Raw genomic sequence first — 18,788 nt, 5'->3', positions numbered from 1 at the left:
CGCCGGTATGACAGTATGACGTTATGACGATATGATGACATTACGAATTTGGTTGCGGAACGGGCCGCGCCGAATCTTCCATAACGGACAAGCTGCAAGGAGGCACCGTGCTTACGTCGTATTTCCAGCCGGGCGGCATGCTGTACGCCGATCATGTTTCGGGATGGAGCGAGGCCGTCGATATGGTCGCACGTCCGCTGCTTGATGCGGGCACCATCACCGATGGATACGTCGATGCGATCAAGGCGTCGATCAGCGCCCCAGGCGGCACGTATATCGATTTGGGAGGGGGAGCGGCGTTGGCCCACGCGCGTCCGGAGACCGGCGTGGTCGCCACCTCGCTGTCCGTGCTGCATGTCGGCGAGCCGTTCCTGCTGGCCGATGACGAGGCCCATCCGATCGTCACCATGTTCTGCCTTGCCGCGCAGGACGCCAATGCGCATATCGATCTCATGCAGGCGCTGGCCAGCCTGCTCACCGATGCCGGCAGGCTCGCCGCGATGAACGCGGCCGGCGACGCCGACGAGTTGGCCGCCGCGCTGGCCTGAACCGGCCTGAACTGGCCTGACCGCACCGGCCTGGCGCCGGTCTTACGCACGTCACCCCCTCCAATCAATAACCTCCATCAACAATCACCAAGTCGTTCGGATGCGTCCGAACGCACAGAGAAAGGCAACTCCCATGAAGATCATCACCGCGTGCAGCTCCGGCCTCGGCTCCAGCTTCATGACCCAGCTCAACATCGAGAAGGCGCTGAAGAATCTCGGCGTCGACGGCGTCGAGACCGACCACATGGACATCGCATCCGTGACGCCGACCTCCGCCGACGTGCTGTTCGTCGGCCGCGACATCGCCGAGGCGGCGGTCGGCCTGATGCCCGATGTGGTCGTGCTCGACAGCCTGATCGATATGGACAACATCACCAAGCAGGTGGCCGCCGCCCTGGAGCGTCACGGCGTCGAAGCGCCGAACAAGTAATCGGACCGGCGGATAGAGCATTCGACTCAAAGGAGAGAATATGAACGGCGCATTATCGGTTCTGCTTGACATTTTCCGTCAACCGTCCATCATCGTGGCCCTGATTTCGCTGATCGGCCTGGCCGTGCAGCGCAAGAAGGCCACCGACATCATGAAGGGCACCATCTGCACGCTCGTCGGATTCCTGGTGCTCGCCGCCGGAGCGTCGGTCGTCTCCGGCGCGCTCGACCCCTTCGGCAGCATGTTCCAGCACGCGTTCAACGTGCAGGGCGTCGTGCCGAACAATGAGGCCATCGTCGGTCCCGTACTCGTGAAGTACGGCTCCGAGGCGGCCCTGATCTTCTTCTTCGGCATGATCGTGAACATCCTGCTGTCGATGACGTCCCGCTTCAAGTACATCTACCTGTCGGGGCATGTGGCGTTCTACATGGCCACGATGGTCGCGGTGATCCTCGAGGTCGCCGGCATGCCGACCTGGGGCGTGATCCTGTGGGGCTCCATCGCGCAGGGCCTGATCGTCACGATCTCCCCGGCGCTCGTGCAGCCGTTCATGAAGGATGCGGCCGGCACGAACGACGTGGCGCTCGGCCACACCGGCGGCGCCGGCATCGCGCTGGGCGGCCTGGTCGCGCGCCTGACCCGTTCCAGGAAGCACCCGTCCAAGTCCACCGAGGACATCAAGTTCCCCTCCGGGCTGGGCTTCCTGCGCGACACCACCGTGATCATCGCCCTGTCGATGGCCGTTATCTACGTGATCGTCGCCCTGTTCGCCGGCGGCCCCTACATCGAGTCCAAGCTGAGCAATGGCCAGAACTTCATCGTCTTCGCCGTGCTGCAGGCCGCGACGTTCTCCGCCGGCGTGTTCATCATCCTCGCCGGCGTGCGCGTGGTGCTCGGCGAGATCGTCCCCGCCTTCAAGGGCATCAGCGAGAAGCTCGTGAAGAACTCCAAGCCCGCGCTCGATGTGCCGATGATCTTCACCTTCGCCCCGAACGCCGTGCTCATCGGCTTCATCTCCAGCTTCGTCGGCGGCATCGTCGGCATGGGCATCATGGCGTTGGCCGGCTCCACGATCATCATTCCCGGCATCGTGGCGCACTTCATGACCGGCGGCGCGACCGGCGTGATCGGCAACGGCCAGGGAGGCGTGCGCGGCGCGGTGATCGGCTCGTTCGTCAACGGCCTGGCGATCACGTTCCTGCCGCTGTTCCTGCTGCCGGTGCTCGGCGACACGGGCCTGGCGAACGCCACGTACTCCGATGCCGACTTCGGCGTCGCCGGCATCCTGCTCGGATACATGAACCGCGCAGGCGGGCAGATCGCGCTGATCGTCGGCATCGTCGCCGCGGTGGTGATCTTCTATATTGCCTCGGCGCTGATGGGCCGCCGGGATGCCAGGAAGGCCGCCGCCGACACGCAGTGACGGTCGGTGATCGCCCGTCTATGATGATGGGCGTGTGCCCAGTACGGGTGGACCATGGTCCCGATATCATTGGCCTATTGCCGGGAGTGCGCCGAAGTGCCGCTCCCGGCAATGGCATACTTGACGTCAGGGAATCATGCCGGATGTTCGGGGCCCTTGTGCGTCGCAACGTCGAGGGCAGTACAGTCGTACCGAGGAGGTAACCATGGCGGAGGGCGTTCCGAAATACGTGGCGGTCAGGGATAACCTGCGGCAGCGTATCCAGGCCATGCAACCCGGCGAAAAGCTGCCCGCGGAGCCCGAGCTGTGCGATCAGTACGGGGTCAGCCGCATCACCTTGCGCCACGCCATCGGCGACCTTATCTATGAGGGGCTGCTGGTCCGCGAACAGGGCCGCGGCACCTTCCGCACCGATGTCGGCCCCGCCGATTCGCCGTCGGGGAGCCGGCGGCGTTCGCTCGATGATTTCATTTTCGGCTTCTCCCCCCGGTCGGCCGATCCGGGCGGCACGGTAAAGACCAAAGTGCTCGACAACAGCATCGTGCGCAACGGCGGGGCGGCCGCGCAGCTGGGGCTCGATAAGGAGACGGAGCTGATCCGGATCGAGCGACTGCGGTACGTGGACGACGGCGTGCGCCAGCATTCGGTCATCTACGTGGCCGCGGCCCGGTTCCCCAGACTGCATGACGAGGGCTTCGCCTTCGATTCGTTGTACGAGTACCTTGAATCCACGTACGCGATCAGGTTGGTGGAGAACGATGTGACTGCCCGCGTGCGCGTGCTGGACGGGCGGATGGCGTGGCATTTCGGCGTGGCGGACGGCGCTCCGGTGCTGGAGATCGATTCCACCGTGATCGACGAGTTCGGTTCGACGATCGCGTTCAGCACGACGCTGCATGCTCCGGATGACAGCGAGATATCATTCATCATCCATTCGCAGAGGGACGCCGGGCCGGTTCAGTCCTGAGCGGTGCATCGCCGGGTGGCCGCGTCGCCGGGTGGCCGCGTCGATGGGTGCGATGGACGGTTCGGCATGCGGCGGCGATGCGTCCGGATCGCGACACATATTTCGCGAAACGCGTTGACGAAACGATTTTGGCGTGTATAGTGGAATATGGCTCAGCGAAGAGAGTCTTCAACGAACCGAAGAAAATAAAAACGCCGATGTTTATGGCTTCGTCGAAGTTGTGAGCTGTGAACTGAAGCACCGAAACCTTCCACAACGGATCGTGAGGCACGTACCTGCCTCTGAAAGGATGAAACATTATGGCAGAAGTCGTTTTTGACCATGTCACTCGTATCTACCCGGGCAATGACAAGCCCTCTGTGGATGATCTGAATCTGGATATCAAGGACGGCGAGTTCCTGGTTCTGGTTGGCCCGTCTGGCTGTGGTAAGTCGACCACCCTGCGCATGCTCGCTGGCCTGGAAGAGGTCAACAAGGGCCGCATCCTCATCGGTGGCAAGGATGTCACCACGATGCAGCCGAAGGACCGCGACATCGCCATGGTGTTCCAGAACTACGCTCTGTACCCGCACATGACCGTCGCCGACAACATGGGCTTCGCTCTGAAGATCGCCGGCACCCCGAAGGACGAGATCCGCAAGCGCGTCGAGAAGGCCGCTGAGATCCTCGACCTGACCGAGTACCTCGATCGCAAGCCGAAGGCTCTGTCCGGTGGTCAGCGTCAGCGTGTGGCCATGGGCCGTGCAATCGTTCGTGAGCCGAAGGTCTTCCTCATGGATGAGCCGCTGTCGAACCTCGACGCGAAGCTCCGTGTGCAGACCCGTACGCAGATCGCTGCCCTGCAGCGTCAGCTCGGCGTCACCACCCTGTACGTGACCCACGATCAGACCGAGGCTCTGACGATGGGCGATCGCATCGCCGTCATCAAGCTCGGCATCCTGCAGCAGGTCGGCGCTCCGACCGAGCTGTACGATCGTCCGGCCAACGTCTTCGTCGCCGGCTTCATCGGCTCCCCGTCGATGAACATCAACACCCACCCGGTGGTGAACGGCAAGGCGAAGATCGGTGAGGATACCGTTGAGCTGCCGAAGGAAGCTGTTGACAAGCTGACCGCTGAGGACAACGGCCAGATCGTCGTCGGCTTCCGTCCCGAGGACGCCGGCTTGGCGACCCCGGACGATCCGAACGCCTTCTCCCTGAAGGTCGTCAACGTCGAGGATCTGGGCTCCGACGGCTACATCTACGGCAACATCATCACCGATGGTTCCGCGGCTGAGGCCTCGCAGGTCATGTCCGACCAGAACAAGCTCACCACGATTCGTGTGAATCCGCGTGCGCTGCCGAAGGTCGGCGAGACCGTCAAGATCAAGATCGATCCGTCCAAGATGCACCTGTTCTCTCCGTCGACCGAGCTGCGTCTGAACTAGTAGATACTTGGTATGGTCATTGATCATGCCAACCATTAAACGAGGCGTTCTCTTCCTCTCTTAAGCCTCGTTGGAAAAGCCCCGCGTAGTTGCGGGGCTTTTCTTTTTTGCGGGCCGGTTCCCGTTCCGTTTCCGCGTGGCGGGCGGTCCATCGCCGCGTTGCGTGACCACGTTCCCCAGTACCATGGAACCCATGGAATTGAATGATTTGCCCCAGCTGGATCCGCGCGCGCTCAAGGCCACATCCGTCAAAGCGGAGGATGCCTCGGCCGAGACCCCCGAGCCGCAGGCTCTGAAGATCACCGCGGCGAGCTCGAATCCCAAAATGTTCACGCTTCCCTGGGAGAAGCCGCTGGCGACGTGGCCCGCGGACCTGCTTGCCAATCTGCCGCGAGGCATTTCCCGGCATGTCGTGCGTTTCGTGCACGTCGGCGACGAGGTCTACGCCATGAAGGAGATCACCCGCCAGGTGGCGGAGCGGGAGTACGAGCTGCTGCGCCGGCTGCAGAAGCTCGATCTGCCGACCGTGCAGCCGATCGCCGTGGTCACCGGCCGCCACACCCGTGACGGCGAACCTCTGGAGGCGATCCTCGTCACCAAGCATCTGAAGTTCTCGCTGCCGTACCGCGCGCTGTTCGCCCGCAACCTGCGCCCGGACACCGCGGAGCGCCTGATCGACGCCCTGGCGGTGCTTATGGTGCGCCTGCACCTGGCCGGCTTCTACTGGGGCGACGTGTCCCTGTCGAACGTGCTGTTCCTGCGTGACGCCGACGCGTTCTCCGCGTTCTTGGTCGACGCCGAGACCGGTGATCTGCATGTGAGCCTGACCGAGGGCCAGCGCGAATACGACATCGATCTGGCGCGAACGAACATCATCGGCGAACTCATGGATCTGAGCTCCGGCATGCTGCTGCCCGGCGATGTGGACGAGATCGAGACGGGAAACCGGCTCGCCGACCGATACCATTCGCTGTGGAGCGCGCTCACCGACACCGACAAGTTCAACCCGGACGAGATGTGGAAGATCGAGAAGCGCGTCAACAAGCTCAACGATCTCGGCTTCGACGTGGACGAGCTGGAGATGAAGACCGCCGAGGACGGCAAGCGCGTGCTGGTGCGCCCGCGCGTGGTCGATGCCGGATACGCGTCGCGCAAGCTGCTGCGCCTGACCGGTCTGGATGTGCAGGAGAACCAGGCCCGCCGCCTGCTCAACGATCTGGACGCCTACCGCGCGTCCACGTGGCGTGAGGGCGAGGAACTGGAAATCGTCGCGACCGATTGGATGCGCGAGGTGTTCGAGCCCACCGTGCGCATGATTCCGCGCGAATACCGCTCGCAGATCCAGCCCGCGCAGTTCTTCCACGAGGTGCTCGACCACCGCTGGTTCCTCGCCGAAAAGGCCGGCCACGACGTGCCCATGGCCGAGGCGGTGAAGAGCTACGTCGAAAATGTGCTGCCGCAGTACAAGCTCGACAAGAAGGATGTGGACGCGCTCAACGCCGAAGCCGATTCCGGCGTGGTCGACGACGAGTACACCTACGGTGATGACGGCGACGGCTACAACCCGGACGACGACCCGGACGCGGCGGTGTGGAGCCACTGAGCCCCGGAATCGCTGGCGGCGGCCCCGATGGGCCGCCGCCAAGACAGACGTAAAATGCGGCCGTTGGCTCGTGCCTGCATAGCATGAAAAGAGCTGCATCGTAATAAACTTTCTTATAAGAAAGTTTATTACGATGCAGCTCTTTTCATACTGATGGTAAGGAGCGGACTGCGCGCTTTGGCCAGCTCTGGTCGGCCAACTCCAGCCGCGAATCCAGTGGTTATTGCTGAGCCGCGGCGGCGTCGCGCCTTGCGCGCGCGACCGCATACAGGCTGATGCCGGCCGCCACCGAGGCGTTGAGCGATTCGACCATGTTCGTGATCGGGATGCCGGCGATGGCGTCGCACGCCTCGCGCACGAGACGGCTCAGCCCCTTGCCTTCCGAACCGAGCACCACGACCAGCGGGTCGGCTTCGAACCCGGTCTCTCCGACCAGTTTGTCGCCGCCGCCGTCAAGGCCGACCGTGTAGTAGCCGCGCTCGCGCAGGCTCTCGATCGCCTTGGTCAGGTTCACCACGCGGGCCACCGGCATGTGCGCGGCCGCGCCGGCCGACACCTTCCATGCGGCCGCGGTCACCGATGCGGATCGGCGTTCCGGCAGAATCACGCCGTTGGCTCCGAACGCGGCCGCCGAGCGGATCACCGCGCCGAGGTTCTGCGGATCGGTCACGCCGTCGAGGGCGATGAACAGCGGGCGCGCGTTGATGCGGGCCGCGGCCGAATTGGCGGCCTCCATCGCGCGGGCCTTCTTTTCCGCACGGTCGGCCAGATCGGCCAGCGACGAGTACTGGTACGGCTGCACCTTGAGCACCACGCCCTGGTGGTTGGACGAACGCGCGATGCGGTCCATCTCCAGCCGATCCGCCTCCAGCAGGTGCAGCCCCTGCACGCCGGCGAGACGCACGATTTCGCGCGTGCGGTCGTCATGCTCGATGCGCGCGGCGATGTACAGCTGCGAGCTGGGCACATTCACGCGCAGCGCCTCGAGCACCGCGTTGCGGCCGATGACCAGATCGTCCGAATCCGACGTGAACTTGGCCGCGCGGCGGCGGGCCGCCAGACGAGGATCGGCCATCTTGCGCCGATCGGCGACCTTCTTTTCCTTGTATGCCTTGTGGTACACGCGATCCTCGGCCTTGGGAGTCGCCCCCTTGCCGCGAAGCGCGTTGCGATGCTTTCCACCCGACCCCTTGGTCGGTCCTTTCTTGATAACCATAGGTTTCATTGTCCCAGCACCCCGCGCCAAATCGTCGTGCGGACCATTGCGCGGCGACTGTTTTGTTAAGGTATGTCTCGTGGAGAAGCAGCGTAGGATTTTCGGATTGCCCCTGCTGTATTGGGGGCTGTGGCTGGCCATCCTGATCCTGTGGATGGGTCGGTTCGTCATCTCGTTCATGTCGATGTACCTGGTGTCGCAGCTGCATGTCGATGCGGGCGTCGCCGGCATGGTCGTGTCGATGTACGGATTCGGCGGCATTTTCGGGTGCCTGTTCGGAGGGGCGTTGTCCGATCGGTTCGGCAGACAGCCGATGATCGTCATCGGCGAGATCGGCGCGGCGGCCATGCTGGTGATACTGTCCTTCATCGACGATCCGACCGTCATGGGCGCGACGCTGCTCGTCTACGGCGCGATCTCCTCGATCCCGACGCCGGCCGTCGCCGCCTACATCGCGGATGTCGTGCCGATCCGCGACCAGAAGCGCGCCTATACCCTGCAGACGTGGGCGATCAACTTCGGGTTCGCGACCGGGCCGATCATCGCCAACCAGCTGGTCAAGGTGTCGTATGCGCTGATGTTCTACACGGAGGCGGCCGTCCTGGTCGCCGTCACCGTCATGCTGATCGTCTTCTTCCGCACGATGCATGTACCGATCCGGATGGACGGCACGGCATCCGCGGATGCGGATGCGGTCGTTGGTACTGTTGCGGAGACCGATCCAGAGGTTGCGGGAGCTTCCCGCGTGTCCTTGGTCGATAACTATCGCCGCGCGCTTGCCGACTGGCCGCTCATGTCGATGGTGCTGCTCATGTTCGGCTACACGATCGCCTATTTCCAGTCGACGAGCGGTCTGCCGATCGCCATGACCCAGCTGGGACTCGGCACGGACGAATACTCGATGCTGCTCACCATCAACGGAGGCATTCTCTGTGTACTGCAGATTCCGGTCATCGCCGTGTTCAAACGCATGAGCAACACGCGCGTGCTGGTGCTCGGCATGCTCATGACCGCCGTGGGATACGCGTTCCAGATCGGTGCGACCTCGTGGGTCGGTTTTGCGGCCGCGACCGTGCTGTGGTCTCTTGGCGAGCTCGGCACGTTCCCGATCGCCGCCACCACGGTGGCGAACCTTGCGCCGGACGACTGCCGCGGCACCTATCAGGGCGTGTACAACCTTGTCTGGTCGATGTCGCACGGTGTGGCGCCATTGGTCGGAGGTTGGGTCATCAGCAGTTTCGGCAGCCGATTCCTGTGGGAGGCGTGCACCGCGATGTTCGTGCTGGTCGCGTTCGGCCTGTGGGCCACCCGTGGCGCCCGCGAGCGTGCCGTGGTCCGCAATCTGCGCCGGCACGCGGTGGAGCCGTGATGGTGATGATTGGGGCGTCTCCTGATTGCGGAGAGACAAGAGCGCTCCGCCATCGGCATATGCCGTTAGGCTAGAAGAACGTGCGTAAGCAATCCAAGACGCGCGTCAGCTCCGGTTCTCCGAGTCGTTCGATGAATCGGGCATTGCGAATATTGAGATCCATGGCACGAGCTTGTTCGATGACGATCCATCCACTGGTCTGGCATCGGTCAGGAAGCCGGTCATGGAGATGAAAGCCATTGTCCTGACTGGTGATCGGACATACGATGGTCATGCTCGTGGATCGGTTGAACAGGTCATTGCTGACAACTAGCGCCGGCCTGATTTTCTGTGGCTCATGGCCAAGTGTCGGGTCAAAATCGACGCGGACGATGTCTCCCTGGTTGAAATACATCACCACATCTCCTTTCCGACGGGCGGACCCCAATCGATTTCGGGGGAGTGGTAACGTCCGCCCTTCCAGTTCTTGAGCCGATTCTCCAGCGTATATGGGCTGTCCATCGGCTCGATGACGATACGATCCTCCTCAAGGGTGATCCGCACCTCATCGCTGGCATGCAGACTGAGCTGTTCGCAGAATTCCTTGGGGATGCGCACCGCGAGGGCATTCCCCCATTTGTTGATCGTCGCTTTGACCATGTCGCCTCCTTAGCGGGATATACAAAGTATATCACGCCAAGTGGGTCGCGGCGGTGCCGCTGTCGAGTCGCCCATGATGTTCCTTTCTGCGGTTTCGCTGCGGTTTTGCATACCAGTTCCGTAACTGGGATGCGTCGAGTATGCGGTCACTCCCGAACCCCGTGCAACCCGAACCGAGCGATGTGGTCGAAGGGGGCGCTGTAATTGACGCCGGAGGAGCGGATAGGGATTTCGTTATCTCGGCAGCACGCTGTGACAAGCCGATGAATGCGCGCCTCTGCTTGGTCAAAAGTCATTGGCTCTGCGGCGGTCCCTGCAGCCAGACGGCGGTAAGAGGTTTGTGCCCATTGCTTGGGAATGGCAAAGGTAAAAGGGAATGGGATCTTGCGCAGTGCGCATTCTCTCCGCAGGCCCTCGCGGAGAGAGTGCATATCGATCGGCTGTGTTTCCACAAGAATGACGAGATCCACGAGATCCTTCACCCGAGTGGAAGGCTGATTCCCGACGATCTCCATGATTGCGCATATCTTGTCCGCGCATTGCGATTCCACCGGATATAAGCGGTATGGCACTGTTTGCAGCCGGTCAATATGAAGTCGGTTTGCGGGTTCGCGGATCTCACCTTCTTGGGCAAGGCAAGGCGGCGTGGTCATATCGACGTGAATTGGTTCATATTCCTTGACGCCGAGTAGTGTTCGGAAAGATACCCGATATCCGTTCACATACGGTTGATTGTCGCCTTGCCCGATCGTTATGGCGCAACGAAAAATAAAGCGAAAATGATCGTGAAGATCAATGGCGGCCAAGTGTTTGAGTTCCTCGAGCGACTGCTCTTTGTCGAATCCCGACCGTACAAGATCTACGTCAAGCGTGCGCCGTGTGGAGGGTATTCGTGCCAGCATGGCGCTGCCGCCTTTGAGAACCCACTCGTTTGAGACATCGCCGCTGAAAACTCGGCAGAGAAATCTGTCGTAGTGGGTTTGCCGAATCAGATCATTGACGTGGCGAGATGGATTCCGCTGGTGCTCATTGATGGCGGCGGCTTTGATCGCCTGTTCTACCGCACGAGCGTCGGCGTAAGATTTGGCTGAAATGGGCATGATGATCACCGGGACGTATCTTGGGTACGGTCTGGAAGGGTGGAATGATCCGCGTCGGGAGTCTCGAATGCATTGAGCATGCCTTGCAAAGAGGAATGGCCGGTGAGGAGATTCCTCGCTTCGCGAGGGCTGATCAGCCGTTGCCCAAGGGCCGATCGTAGTGCATCGGCGATGAGGGATCGGTCGACCCCAGCGCCTAATAGGTCGGCAAAGGTTTGCTTGACGGAGGTAACGGGAATTCCCTCGCGGATGTCAACATTCCCGAGCGCATACGATTTGCGGTGTATAACGGTATCGGGGTGTTTCGTGCGCTGCCGCCAAGGAACGGCAAAGTGATAAGGTTCCGGTACGAAATCGCCGAATCCGTATAGCCATGCGGCGGTCTCCAGACATACCACGGCGTCGAATTGATTGTTTGTCAGCCGGACTTCGGCGGTCTGTTCCGGTTGCAGGGCCAGCCATGCGGCATGAATGTAATCAAAGCGGTTTGTCGGGACCGCTTCGTCGCGGTACACGCCTTGCATCATGCGGCTAAAAAGTTCGTGTTGTACAAGGCGGGTGAGGGTCATTCTGTTCACTCCGGCATGCTTCGCCTGGGCCGTGGTAACCATGCCCCATTGACTCGAGGTGATCGGTATTAGGCGACGTCGCACTTCATTCATTCGCATACCCCGTTTGTAACATTTAAATGTTACAAACTTGGATTTATTGACGGCCGGAATATCAAGGTTTGTCATGCTATCTATCCCTTAGTGATTGAAGCGTAAATATCGATGGCGCAAGTATGGGTGTGGGATTGCGATCCGCGCAACCCGAACCGGGCGATGTGGTCGAAGGCTGCATGGTTATCCACATCCGGCGTGTCTGTCCACAATATATGTGGATAGACACGGGTGCGGTGGATAACCGGGCGCGGTGGGTAGTCGAAAGCGCCGGATACCCGATTCCGCCGGTGCTCATGCGGCGCATTCACCCCAAAATCCGCAATATTCGAACAAAACGCCGTTACGCTGTACGCACACGCCGAAAAAGAGTTATGGAATAATGGCAAGGTATGTACCGGCAGCAGATGCGTCGGTGCCCATAACCGCGCAGCCTTACCGCGGCGTCCGGAGCCCCCGATGGGCCGGCCGTTGCGAGGGCTGACAACTCCGCGGCTATATCAAGGAGAGCAACATGGTTGATCGTGTTACAGATCAATCCACTGCAACGGACGCGCAGTCCGAAGAAACACGCGCCCAGATGGCGCTGTTGAACAATATGGATCCCAGCCTGACCGATGCGAACGACGTCGCCACAGCGCTTGATGTCGATCCGTCCGTCGGCCTGAGCGAATCCGAGGCCAAGCGGCGACTTGAGAAATTCGGTCCGAACCAGCTGGCCAGCGCGCCTCCGGTGCCCAAGTGGAAGAAGTTCCTGGCCCAGTTCCAAGATCCGCTGGTATACCTGCTGCTGGCGGCCACCGTCATCTCGCTGATCGCGTGGTTCATTGAAAAGGCCAACGCCGCGCCCGGCGCGGAAGGCGGCGAAGTGCTGCCGTTCGATGCGATTGTCATCATCCTGATCCTGATCGTCAACGCGGTACTGGGGTACATTCAGGAAGCCCGCGCCGAGCAGGCGGTCGAGGCGCTCGCCCAGATGACCGCGCCGCAGACTCCGGTGCTGCGCGACGGCAAGCTCATTCACATCAATACGGCCGATGTCGTGCCCGGCGACATCGTCGTGCTCGGCGAGGGCGACACCGTCTCCGCCGATGGACGACTGTTCGCCGCCGCGTCGCTGCGCATCGCCGAGGCGAGCCTGACCGGCGAATCCGTGCCGGTCGGCAAGAAGCCCGATACGCTGGAAAGCGCCAAGGCGCTCGGCGATCGTGCCAACATGATCTTCAACGGCACGTCCGTCACGCAGGGCACCGGCCGTGCGATCATCACCGGCACCGGCATGAACACGCAGGTCGGCAAGATCGCCGACATGCTTGCCCAGACCGACGACGAGGATACGCCGCTGCAGAAGGAGATGACCCATGTCTCCAAGATCCTCGGCATCGCCGTGTGCATCATCGCGGCGTTCGTGCTGGTCGCGCTGTTCTTCACGCAGGGCTTCCAGTCCGTCCACGACATCATCGATTCCCTGCTGCTGGCCGTGTCTCTGGCCGTCGCCGCCGTGCCGGAAGGCCTGGCGACGATCCTGACCGTCGTGCTTGCGCTCGGCGTGCAGCGCATGGCCAAGCACAACGCCATCGTCAAGAAGCTGAGCTCCGTCGAGACGCTGGGCTCCGCTTCCGTGATCTGCTCCGACAAGACCGGTACGCTCACCCGCAACGAGATGACCGTCGAGCGCATCGTCACCCCGAGCGGTGAAGTGCAGCTCACCGGCACCGGCTACGCCCCGAAGGGCCAGATGCTGGGCCTCGACGGCGCCGCTGTCGCCGACGGGTCCCCGGTCGCGCTCGAAGCGGCCCATACCATCGCGGTCGGCGCGTTCGCGAACGACGGCGATCTGCGTGAGGGATCGAACGGGCAGTGGGAGATCGTCGGCGATCCGACCGAGGTCTCGCTGGTCGTCGCCGCGCGCAAGATCAAGGCGGAGCGTTCGCTCGGCAAGCTCACCCGCGTGGCCGAGGTCCCCTTCACTTCCGAGCGCAAGCGCATGTCGGTCGTCGGCAAGGACAGCAGCGACAACGGCAACCTGACCGTGTTCGCGAAGGGCGCCCCCGACGTGCTGCTCGGCTACTGCACGCGCATCGCGGTCGGCGGTGCGGTCCGCCCGCTCACCGAAGGCGACCGTCAGACGATCCTCGCCACCGTCGAGAAGCTGTCCGGCGAGGCGTACCGTACGCTTGGCCAGGCGTATCGTCCGCTCGGCACCGCGTCGCTCGCCGACATCCCCGGCATCAAGACCAACGCCGCCGGCGAGGTGACCGATATCTCCGAGCAGAGCGACGTCATCGAACGCGACCTGATCTGGGACGGCATGGTCGGCATCATCGACCCGCCGCGCACCGAGGTGCGCGACTCCGTCGCCGAGGCGCACCGCGCCGGCATCCGCACGGTGATGATCACCGGCGACCACCCGCTGACCGCGGCCCGCATCGCCTCCGATCTGGGCATCATCGCCAAGGGCGGCAAGGCCCTGACCGGCGACCAGCTCGACGCCCTGCCCGACGAGGCCGCCTTCGACAAGGCCACCTCCGAAGTGTCCGTGTACGCGCGCGTGGCCCCCGAGCACAAGCTCAAGATCGTGGAGTCGCTGCAGCGCCAGGGCAACATCGCCGCCATGACCGGCGACGGCGTGAACGACGCCCCGGCGGTCAAGTCCGCCGACATCGGCGTGGCCATGGGCATCACCGGCACCGAGGTGACCAAGGAATCCGCGAAGATGATCCTCGCGGACGACAACTTCTCCACCATCGTCGCCGCCGTGCGTGAAGGCCGCGTGATCTTCGACAACATCCGCAAGTTCCTGCGCTACCTGCTCAGCTCCAACGTGGGCGAGGTGTTCACCGTGTTCGGCGGCGTCATGCTCGCCGGCGTGATGGGCATCACCCAGCCCGGCTCCGAAGGCGTCACCGTGCCGCTGCTCGCCACGCAGCTGCTGTGGATCAACCTGCTCACCGACGCGGCCCCCGCGCTCGCGATGGGCGTCGACCCGCAGACCGACGACGTGATGGCCCGTAAGCCGCGCAAGCTCACCGATCGCGTGATCGACAGGGACATGTGGATCGACATCGCCTTCATCGGCATCATCATGGCCGCCGTCACGCTGATCGGCATGGACATGCACCTGGAAGGCGGCCTGTTCACCGATCGCTCGATCGGCGGAAGCCACGAATTCCAGATGACCGAGGCCCGCACGATGGGCTTCACGATCCTCGTGTTCGCGCAGCTGTTCAACGCGATCGCCTCGCGCTCGTCCCGTCAGTCCGCATTCGTCGGCCTGTTCTCCAACAAGTGGCTGTGGGGTGCGATCGGCCTGTCCGTCGTGCTGCAGCTCGTGGTGATCTACGTGCCGTTCCTCAACTCCGCGTTCGGCACCACGCCGCTCGGCCCGTGGGCTTGGGTCGAGTGCATCTGCCTTGCCGCGGTGGTGCTCATCGCCTCGGAAATCTACAAGGCGATCATGCGCGCGATCGACAAGAAGAATGGCGTGGTCGCCTAACGGCACGCCATGCGAAATGAATCCGGCTCCCCTCCCTGAGGGGAGCCGGATTGCTATGGGTTCAGTGCTTGCTGTACTTGTTTACCCGGCGTCGATCAGTCGTTGACCTCGGCACGGTAGAAGTTCACGTATGAACGGCTCGGGGTCGGGCCGCGCTGGCCCTGATAATGCGATCCGGTCCCCTTGGACCCGTAGGGGTGCTCGGCGGGGGAGCTGAGCTGGAAGAAGCACATCTGCCCGATCTTCATGCCCGGCCACAGCTTGACCGGCAGCGTCGAGACATTCGACAGCTCCAGCGTGATGTGCCCCTCGAATCCCGGATCGATGAAGCCGGCGGTCGAGTGGGTCAGAATGCCGAGGCGCCCCAGCGAGCTCTTGCCCTCCAGACGGGCGGCCACCGTCGCGTCGAGCTTGACGTACTCCCAGGTCGATCCGAGGGCGAACTCGCCGGGATGCAGGATCCACGGCTCATTCGGGGCCACTTCGAACTGTTCGGTCAGCGCGCCCTGATTCTCGGCCGGATCGACGTACGTGTACGCATGATTGTTGAACAGGCGGAAGAACCGGTCGAGCCTCACATCGATCGAGGCCGGCTGCACCATTTCCGGGGTCCACGGGTCAAGCGAGATATGGCCGTCGCGTTTGGCGGCGAGAATGTCGCGATCAGACAGCAGCATAACGACTCCTTACGTATGCGCGATGTGCGCTTCCATGTATCTGTGCTCCAGTCTACCGATGCATGCCTATTTGCATATGCATCGCACGCGCGGTGGGGTGGCGTATACGTGTGGCGGGGGTGGGTCGTAGGGGCTGCCCCGTACGCGGCGGTGCGGGGATCGGTCGGCCCTGCCGGCCGGAATCGCGGCTCCCTCCGGCGGATGCACACAACAGCGCCATAATTCTCAGGAAGTTCTCAGAGAAAACCAGCATTGCGTCAAGGATGGGATGGTTACATAATAACTGTCAGCAAGAGCTGAACAGGAACCGCAGCAGTTCCCGACAATTGAACCCTTTCTTCTTCTCTCTCCTTTCTCTCCCCGGCGGTGACCCCGCCGGGGTTCTTTTTTGCCCGGCTTCGCTGTGCACGGCTCTGCCGCGTCGGGATTGGCATGCTCCCGCCGGCGGGAGCTGGCTCGCGCAGCGAGACCCGGGACCGAGGGCGGCATGCGGTGACGTTGGCGCCGCCGCCGGCTCCATGGCGTGCGACATGCGTTTCGCAAACCCGGGATGGTGTGACGCACATCATGGTCGATCCGATGCGCGCGGTGCCGTGGCTGACGTATATTGGGCGGTATGAGCGAAGACGCAACGAATGATCTCATCGGCCGCGAGTCCACGGTGGTACCGGGGCGATTCGGCGAGCCACTGACCGTCACCCACGCCGAGTATTCGAGGGGCGGCGGCAAGGCCAATCCCACGCGCCCGATGTTCCTGTGCCTGCACGGCTGGGGCTCCAATGAGGAGGATCTCGGCGGCATGATGCGCTACATCGCGCCGTACAACGACTATGCCGCGTTGCGTGCGCCGTTGGTGCTGCAGGAAGGCGGATTCATGCCGGGAGCCTACTCGTGGTTCCATGATGCGGTGCCCTCCGGCGATGATCTGGATCGCGACGCGTTTGCCGCGGCAAGCGCCATCGACCGCTGGGTCATGGACAATATTCCCGAGGACCGCGATGTGGTGCCGCTGGGGTTCTCCCAAGGCGGCCTGCTGGCCGTGCATCTGCTGCGCGTGCATCCCGAACGGTACCGCGCGGCGGTGTCGCTGTCCGGATTCGTGGCGTCCGGGAACGTAGCTGGGACCGCCCCCGCCGATGACCGGCTCGACGGGCAGATCCCCGTATTCTTCGGCTACGGCCAGAACGATACGGTGATTCCCAAATACGAGCTGTACGCCGCGTCCGCCTGGATGGAGGAGCACACGTGGCTGACCGCGAAGAGCTACCGTGGCCTCGACCATTCGGTGAGTATGGACGAGTTCGCCGATCTGCGCCAGTGGATGCTGGTCAACGATCTGGCGTCCGGCGTGCTCTGACCGTCCGCACCGGCGGCCCAGGCAGCCACACACCCCCGAAAAACATCGCAGGAACCTCCGAACATCCCCGAACGTCCTCGAACACGCGCTATGCCATGATGAAAGCTACGTAGCTATTCATCGGATACAATCGATGTGGCATCCTTTCGCCCCTCGAAGAAGAAGGTGATGATTTCACTTGGACGTGTCCCTAGCGCATTTTATCCAACAGGTGTTGTCGAACCCGGCCTTGGCCGTCACAACGTTATTGACGCTGGGAGTGATCTTCGTCAACGGATGGACCGACGCGCCCAACGCCATCGCCACCTGCGTGACCACGCGATGCATGCGCGTGCGTTCGGCCGTGATCATGGCCGCGATCTTCAACTTCCTGGGCGTGTTTCTCATGACCCAGTTCAACGCGTCCGTCGCGTCCACCATCAGCAACATGGTCGATTTCGGCGGTGACGCGCATGCGGCGCTCATCGCATTGTGCGCGGCGCTGTTCTCCATCGTCGTCTACAGCGTCGGCGCGTCGCTGCTGGGCATCCCGACTTCGGAAAGCCACAGCCTGATCGCCGGTCTGTCCGGCGCCGCGATCGCCATTCAGGGCGGCATCGGCGGCATCAACATGGGGGAGTGGGTCAAGGTGATCTACGGCTTGGTGGCGAGCCTGCTGCTGGGCTTCGGCATCGGCTGGCTGGTCTGCAGGATCGTGACCCTGATCTGCGCCGGCATGGATCGCCGTCGGACCAACGGGGTCTTCACGTATGCGCAGATCGTCGGCGCGGCGGCGATGAGTTTCATGCATGGCGCGCAGGACGGGCAGAAGTTCATCGGCGTGCTGTTTCTCGGCGTGGCCTTCTGCAACGGCCAGTCGAGCGTGGCCGGCGTGGTCATCCCCCTGTGGCTGATGGCGCTGTGCAGCGTCATCATGGGCGTCGGCACCAGCGTCGGCGGGGAGCGGATCATCAAATCCGTGGGGCAGGACATGGTCCGGCTGGAAAAGTACCAGGGATTCTCCGCCGACCTGTCGAGCGCGCTGTGCCTGCTGGTCATGACCGTGCTTGGCATCCCCGTTTCCACGACGCATACCAAGACCAGCGCCATCATGGGCGTCGGCGCGGTGCGGCGCCTCTCCGCGATCAACTTCGGCGTGGTCCGCGACATGATGCTCACCTGGGTGTTCACCTTCCCCGGGTGCGGCATCATCAGCTACGCCATGGCCAAGCTGTTCATGTTCGTGTTCTAGAAAGGAACCTCATTCATATGGCGAGAAAAAACGACGCGTTCTATTTCGACGGTTTCCGCGACAGCGCCGGCAAGGCCCTGGAGGCCGCGCGTCTGCTGAGCGACGTCATGCACGACTACGATCCCGCGCATCTGCGCGAGCGGATGGAGCAGATGCACCGCATCGAGCAGTCGGCCGACGAGATCCGCCACCACATGATGGACGAGCTGGTCACGGCCTTCATCACCCCTTTCGAGCGCGAGGACATCGCCAGTCTCAGCAGCACCCTCGACGACGTGACGGACCGCATCGAGGGCGTGCTGTCCCGCCTCTACTACGACAACGTGCTCGACATGCGCCCCGACGCCCTGCAGATGGTGGACATGATGGTGCATTCGTGCGAGCGGATGGGCGGCCTCATCGAGGAGCTGCCGCGCTTCAAGCGGTCCAAGACCCTGCGCGAGCATGTGTTCTCCATCAACAAGATCGAGGAGGACGCGGATCACCTGTTCGTGAAGGCGATGCGCACCCTGCATACCACCTGCGACGACCCGCTGCAGGTGTTCGCCTGGCATGAGATCTACATGCACCTGGAGCGGTGCACTGACGACTGCGAGCGGGTGGCCGACGTGGTCGACGGCATCGTCATGAAGAACAGCTGACG

Annotated in this window: 17 protein-coding genes; 11 read left to right on the top strand and 6 right to left on the bottom strand. The window is 62.7% G+C overall.

What is annotated here, in order from left to right; translation table 11 throughout:
* Window positions 1–107: 107 nt before the first annotated feature.
* From BBSC_RS12500 to BBSC_RS12475, 6 genes are all read left to right on the top strand, one after another.
* Window positions 108–548 carry a PTS sugar transporter subunit IIA gene (locus tag BBSC_RS12500; RefSeq protein WP_231649234.1) on the top strand — a complete coding sequence of 147 codons (441 nt, stop codon included), beginning with the start codon at window positions 108–110 and terminating at the stop codon, window positions 546–548.
* 133 nt (window positions 549–681) lie between these two features.
* Window positions 682–978 carry a PTS sugar transporter subunit IIB gene (locus BBSC_RS12495; protein WP_033518348.1) on the top strand — a complete coding sequence of 99 codons (297 nt, stop codon included), beginning with the start codon at window positions 682–684 and terminating at the stop codon, window positions 976–978.
* 40 nt (window positions 979–1,018) lie between these two features.
* The gene (locus BBSC_RS12490; protein WP_033518345.1) at window positions 1,019–2,401 is read left to right on the top strand and encodes a PTS ascorbate transporter subunit IIC; all 1,383 of its coding nucleotides are present in this window, start codon (window positions 1,019–1,021) and stop codon (window positions 2,399–2,401) included.
* A 205-nt stretch (window positions 2,402–2,606) separates the two neighbouring features.
* Entirely contained in the window at window positions 2,607–3,368 is a 762-nt protein-coding gene (locus tag BBSC_RS12485) for a GntR family transcriptional regulator (RefSeq protein ID WP_033518343.1), read from the top strand.
* 299 nt (window positions 3,369–3,667) lie between these two features.
* The gene (locus BBSC_RS12480; protein WP_033518340.1) at window positions 3,668–4,795 is read left to right on the top strand and encodes an ABC transporter ATP-binding protein; all 1,128 of its coding nucleotides are present in this window, start codon (window positions 3,668–3,670) and stop codon (window positions 4,793–4,795) included.
* Between the two features lie 193 nt (window positions 4,796–4,988).
* Window positions 4,989–6,398 (top strand): DUF4032 domain-containing protein, encoded by a 1,410-nt coding sequence (locus BBSC_RS12475; protein WP_033518337.1) that lies wholly within the window; start codon window positions 4,989–4,991, stop codon window positions 6,396–6,398.
* A 220-nt stretch (window positions 6,399–6,618) separates the two neighbouring features.
* Here the strand turns inward: BBSC_RS12475 and rlmB are convergent, their stop codons facing one another.
* Window positions 6,619–7,614, bottom strand: a complete 996-nt coding sequence (rlmB, locus tag BBSC_RS12470; protein WP_033518335.1) for a 23S rRNA (guanosine(2251)-2'-O)-methyltransferase RlmB — start codon at window positions 7,612–7,614, stop codon at window positions 6,619–6,621.
* 79 nt (window positions 7,615–7,693) lie between these two features.
* Here rlmB and BBSC_RS12465 point away from each other — a divergent pair, with 79 nt between their 5' ends.
* On the top strand, window positions 7,694–8,983 hold the full coding sequence (locus tag BBSC_RS12465; protein WP_033518334.1) for an MDR family MFS transporter: 1,290 nt from the start codon (window positions 7,694–7,696) through the stop codon (window positions 8,981–8,983).
* A 70-nt stretch (window positions 8,984–9,053) separates the two neighbouring features.
* Here the strand turns inward: BBSC_RS12465 and BBSC_RS12460 are convergent, their stop codons facing one another.
* The 4 genes from BBSC_RS12460 to BBSC_RS12445 all read right to left on the bottom strand — a co-directional run bounded on the left by BBSC_RS12460 (window position 9,054) and on the right by BBSC_RS12445 (window position 11,459).
* Window positions 9,054–9,377, bottom strand: a complete 324-nt coding sequence (locus tag BBSC_RS12460; RefSeq protein WP_051923277.1) for a type II toxin-antitoxin system PemK/MazF family toxin — start codon at window positions 9,375–9,377, stop codon at window positions 9,054–9,056.
* A complete protein-coding gene (locus BBSC_RS12455) occupies window positions 9,377–9,622 on the bottom strand; it encodes an AbrB/MazE/SpoVT family DNA-binding domain-containing protein (RefSeq protein ID WP_033518330.1) in 246 nt (81 codons plus the stop codon). Before BBSC_RS12455 ends, BBSC_RS12460 begins: the two co-directional genes overlap by 1 nt.
* Before the next feature lie 146 nt (window positions 9,623–9,768).
* Entirely contained in the window at window positions 9,769–10,722 is a 954-nt protein-coding gene (locus BBSC_RS13520) for a nucleotidyl transferase AbiEii/AbiGii toxin family protein (RefSeq protein ID WP_231649257.1), read from the bottom strand.
* A gap of 5 nt (window positions 10,723–10,727) precedes the next feature.
* Window positions 10,728–11,459 carry a type IV toxin-antitoxin system AbiEi family antitoxin domain-containing protein gene (locus BBSC_RS12445; RefSeq protein ID WP_144414495.1) on the bottom strand — a complete coding sequence of 244 codons (732 nt, stop codon included), beginning with the start codon at window positions 11,457–11,459 and terminating at the stop codon, window positions 10,728–10,730.
* Between the two features lie 439 nt (window positions 11,460–11,898).
* Between BBSC_RS12445 and BBSC_RS12440 the strand changes: the two genes are divergently transcribed.
* Window positions 11,899–14,880 (top strand): cation-translocating P-type ATPase, encoded by a 2,982-nt coding sequence (locus tag BBSC_RS12440; RefSeq protein WP_033518328.1) that lies wholly within the window; start codon window positions 11,899–11,901, stop codon window positions 14,878–14,880.
* A gap of 95 nt (window positions 14,881–14,975) precedes the next feature.
* On the opposite strand, the gene dcd is transcribed toward BBSC_RS12440, so the two are convergent.
* Entirely contained in the window at window positions 14,976–15,557 is a 582-nt protein-coding gene (gene dcd / locus BBSC_RS12435) for a dCTP deaminase (RefSeq protein ID WP_033518326.1), read from the bottom strand.
* Window positions 15,558–16,173: 616 nt separating this feature from the next.
* Here dcd and BBSC_RS12430 point away from each other — a divergent pair.
* From BBSC_RS12430 to BBSC_RS12420, 3 genes are all read left to right on the top strand, one after another.
* Window positions 16,174–16,914, top strand: a complete 741-nt coding sequence (locus BBSC_RS12430; RefSeq protein WP_033518324.1) for an alpha/beta hydrolase — start codon at window positions 16,174–16,176, stop codon at window positions 16,912–16,914.
* Window positions 16,915–17,092: 178 nt separating this feature from the next.
* Window positions 17,093–18,145 (top strand): inorganic phosphate transporter, encoded by a 1,053-nt coding sequence (locus BBSC_RS12425; RefSeq protein ID WP_033518323.1) that lies wholly within the window; start codon window positions 17,093–17,095, stop codon window positions 18,143–18,145.
* A gap of 17 nt (window positions 18,146–18,162) precedes the next feature.
* Window positions 18,163–18,786, top strand: coding sequence for a DUF47 domain-containing protein (locus BBSC_RS12420; protein ID WP_033518322.1), 624 nt, complete (start codon window positions 18,163–18,165; stop codon window positions 18,784–18,786).
* Window positions 18,787–18,788 lie beyond the last annotated feature (2 nt).

The organism is Bifidobacterium scardovii JCM 12489 = DSM 13734 (genome assembly GCF_001042635.1).
Lineage (GTDB): Bacteria > Actinomycetota > Actinomycetes > Actinomycetales > Bifidobacteriaceae > Bifidobacterium > Bifidobacterium scardovii.
The sequence above is the reverse complement of the archived record's forward strand: the minus strand, read 5'-3'. Positions and strand labels throughout refer to the sequence as shown.

Bases quoted from the DNA above. Each gene is read 5' to 3' on its own strand.
- BBSC_RS12495 (WP_033518348.1), top strand. From the start codon at position 682: ATGAAGATCATCACCGCGTGCAGCTCCGGCCTCGGCTCCAGCTTCATG.
- BBSC_RS12490 (WP_033518345.1), top strand. From the start codon at position 1,019: ATGAACGGCGCATTATCGGTTCTGCTTGACATTTTCCGTCAACCGTCC.
- BBSC_RS12485 (WP_033518343.1), top strand. From the start codon at position 2,607: ATGGCGGAGGGCGTTCCGAAATACGTGGCGGTCAGGGATAACCTGCGG.
- BBSC_RS12480 (WP_033518340.1), top strand. From the start codon at position 3,668: ATGGCAGAAGTCGTTTTTGACCATGTCACTCGTATCTACCCGGGCAAT.
- BBSC_RS12475 (WP_033518337.1), top strand. From the start codon at position 4,989: ATGGAATTGAATGATTTGCCCCAGCTGGATCCGCGCGCGCTCAAGGCC.
- rlmB (WP_033518335.1), bottom strand. From the start codon at position 7,614: ATGGTTATCAAGAAAGGACCGACCAAGGGGTCGGGTGGAAAGCATCGC.
- BBSC_RS12460 (WP_051923277.1), bottom strand. From the start codon at position 9,377: ATGTATTTCAACCAGGGAGACATCGTCCGCGTCGATTTTGACCCGACA.
- BBSC_RS12455 (WP_033518330.1), bottom strand. From the start codon at position 9,622: ATGGTCAAAGCGACGATCAACAAATGGGGGAATGCCCTCGCGGTGCGC.
- BBSC_RS13520 (WP_231649257.1), bottom strand. From the start codon at position 10,722: ATGCCCATTTCAGCCAAATCTTACGCCGACGCTCGTGCGGTAGAACAG.
- BBSC_RS12445 (WP_144414495.1), bottom strand. From the start codon at position 11,459: ATGACAAACCTTGATATTCCGGCCGTCAATAAATCCAAGTTTGTAACA.
- BBSC_RS12440 (WP_033518328.1), top strand. From the start codon at position 11,899: ATGGTTGATCGTGTTACAGATCAATCCACTGCAACGGACGCGCAGTCC.
- dcd (WP_033518326.1), bottom strand. From the start codon at position 15,557: ATGCTGCTGTCTGATCGCGACATTCTCGCCGCCAAACGCGACGGCCAT.
- BBSC_RS12430 (WP_033518324.1), top strand. From the start codon at position 16,174: ATGAGCGAAGACGCAACGAATGATCTCATCGGCCGCGAGTCCACGGTG.
- BBSC_RS12420 (WP_033518322.1), top strand. From the start codon at position 18,163: ATGGCGAGAAAAAACGACGCGTTCTATTTCGACGGTTTCCGCGACAGC.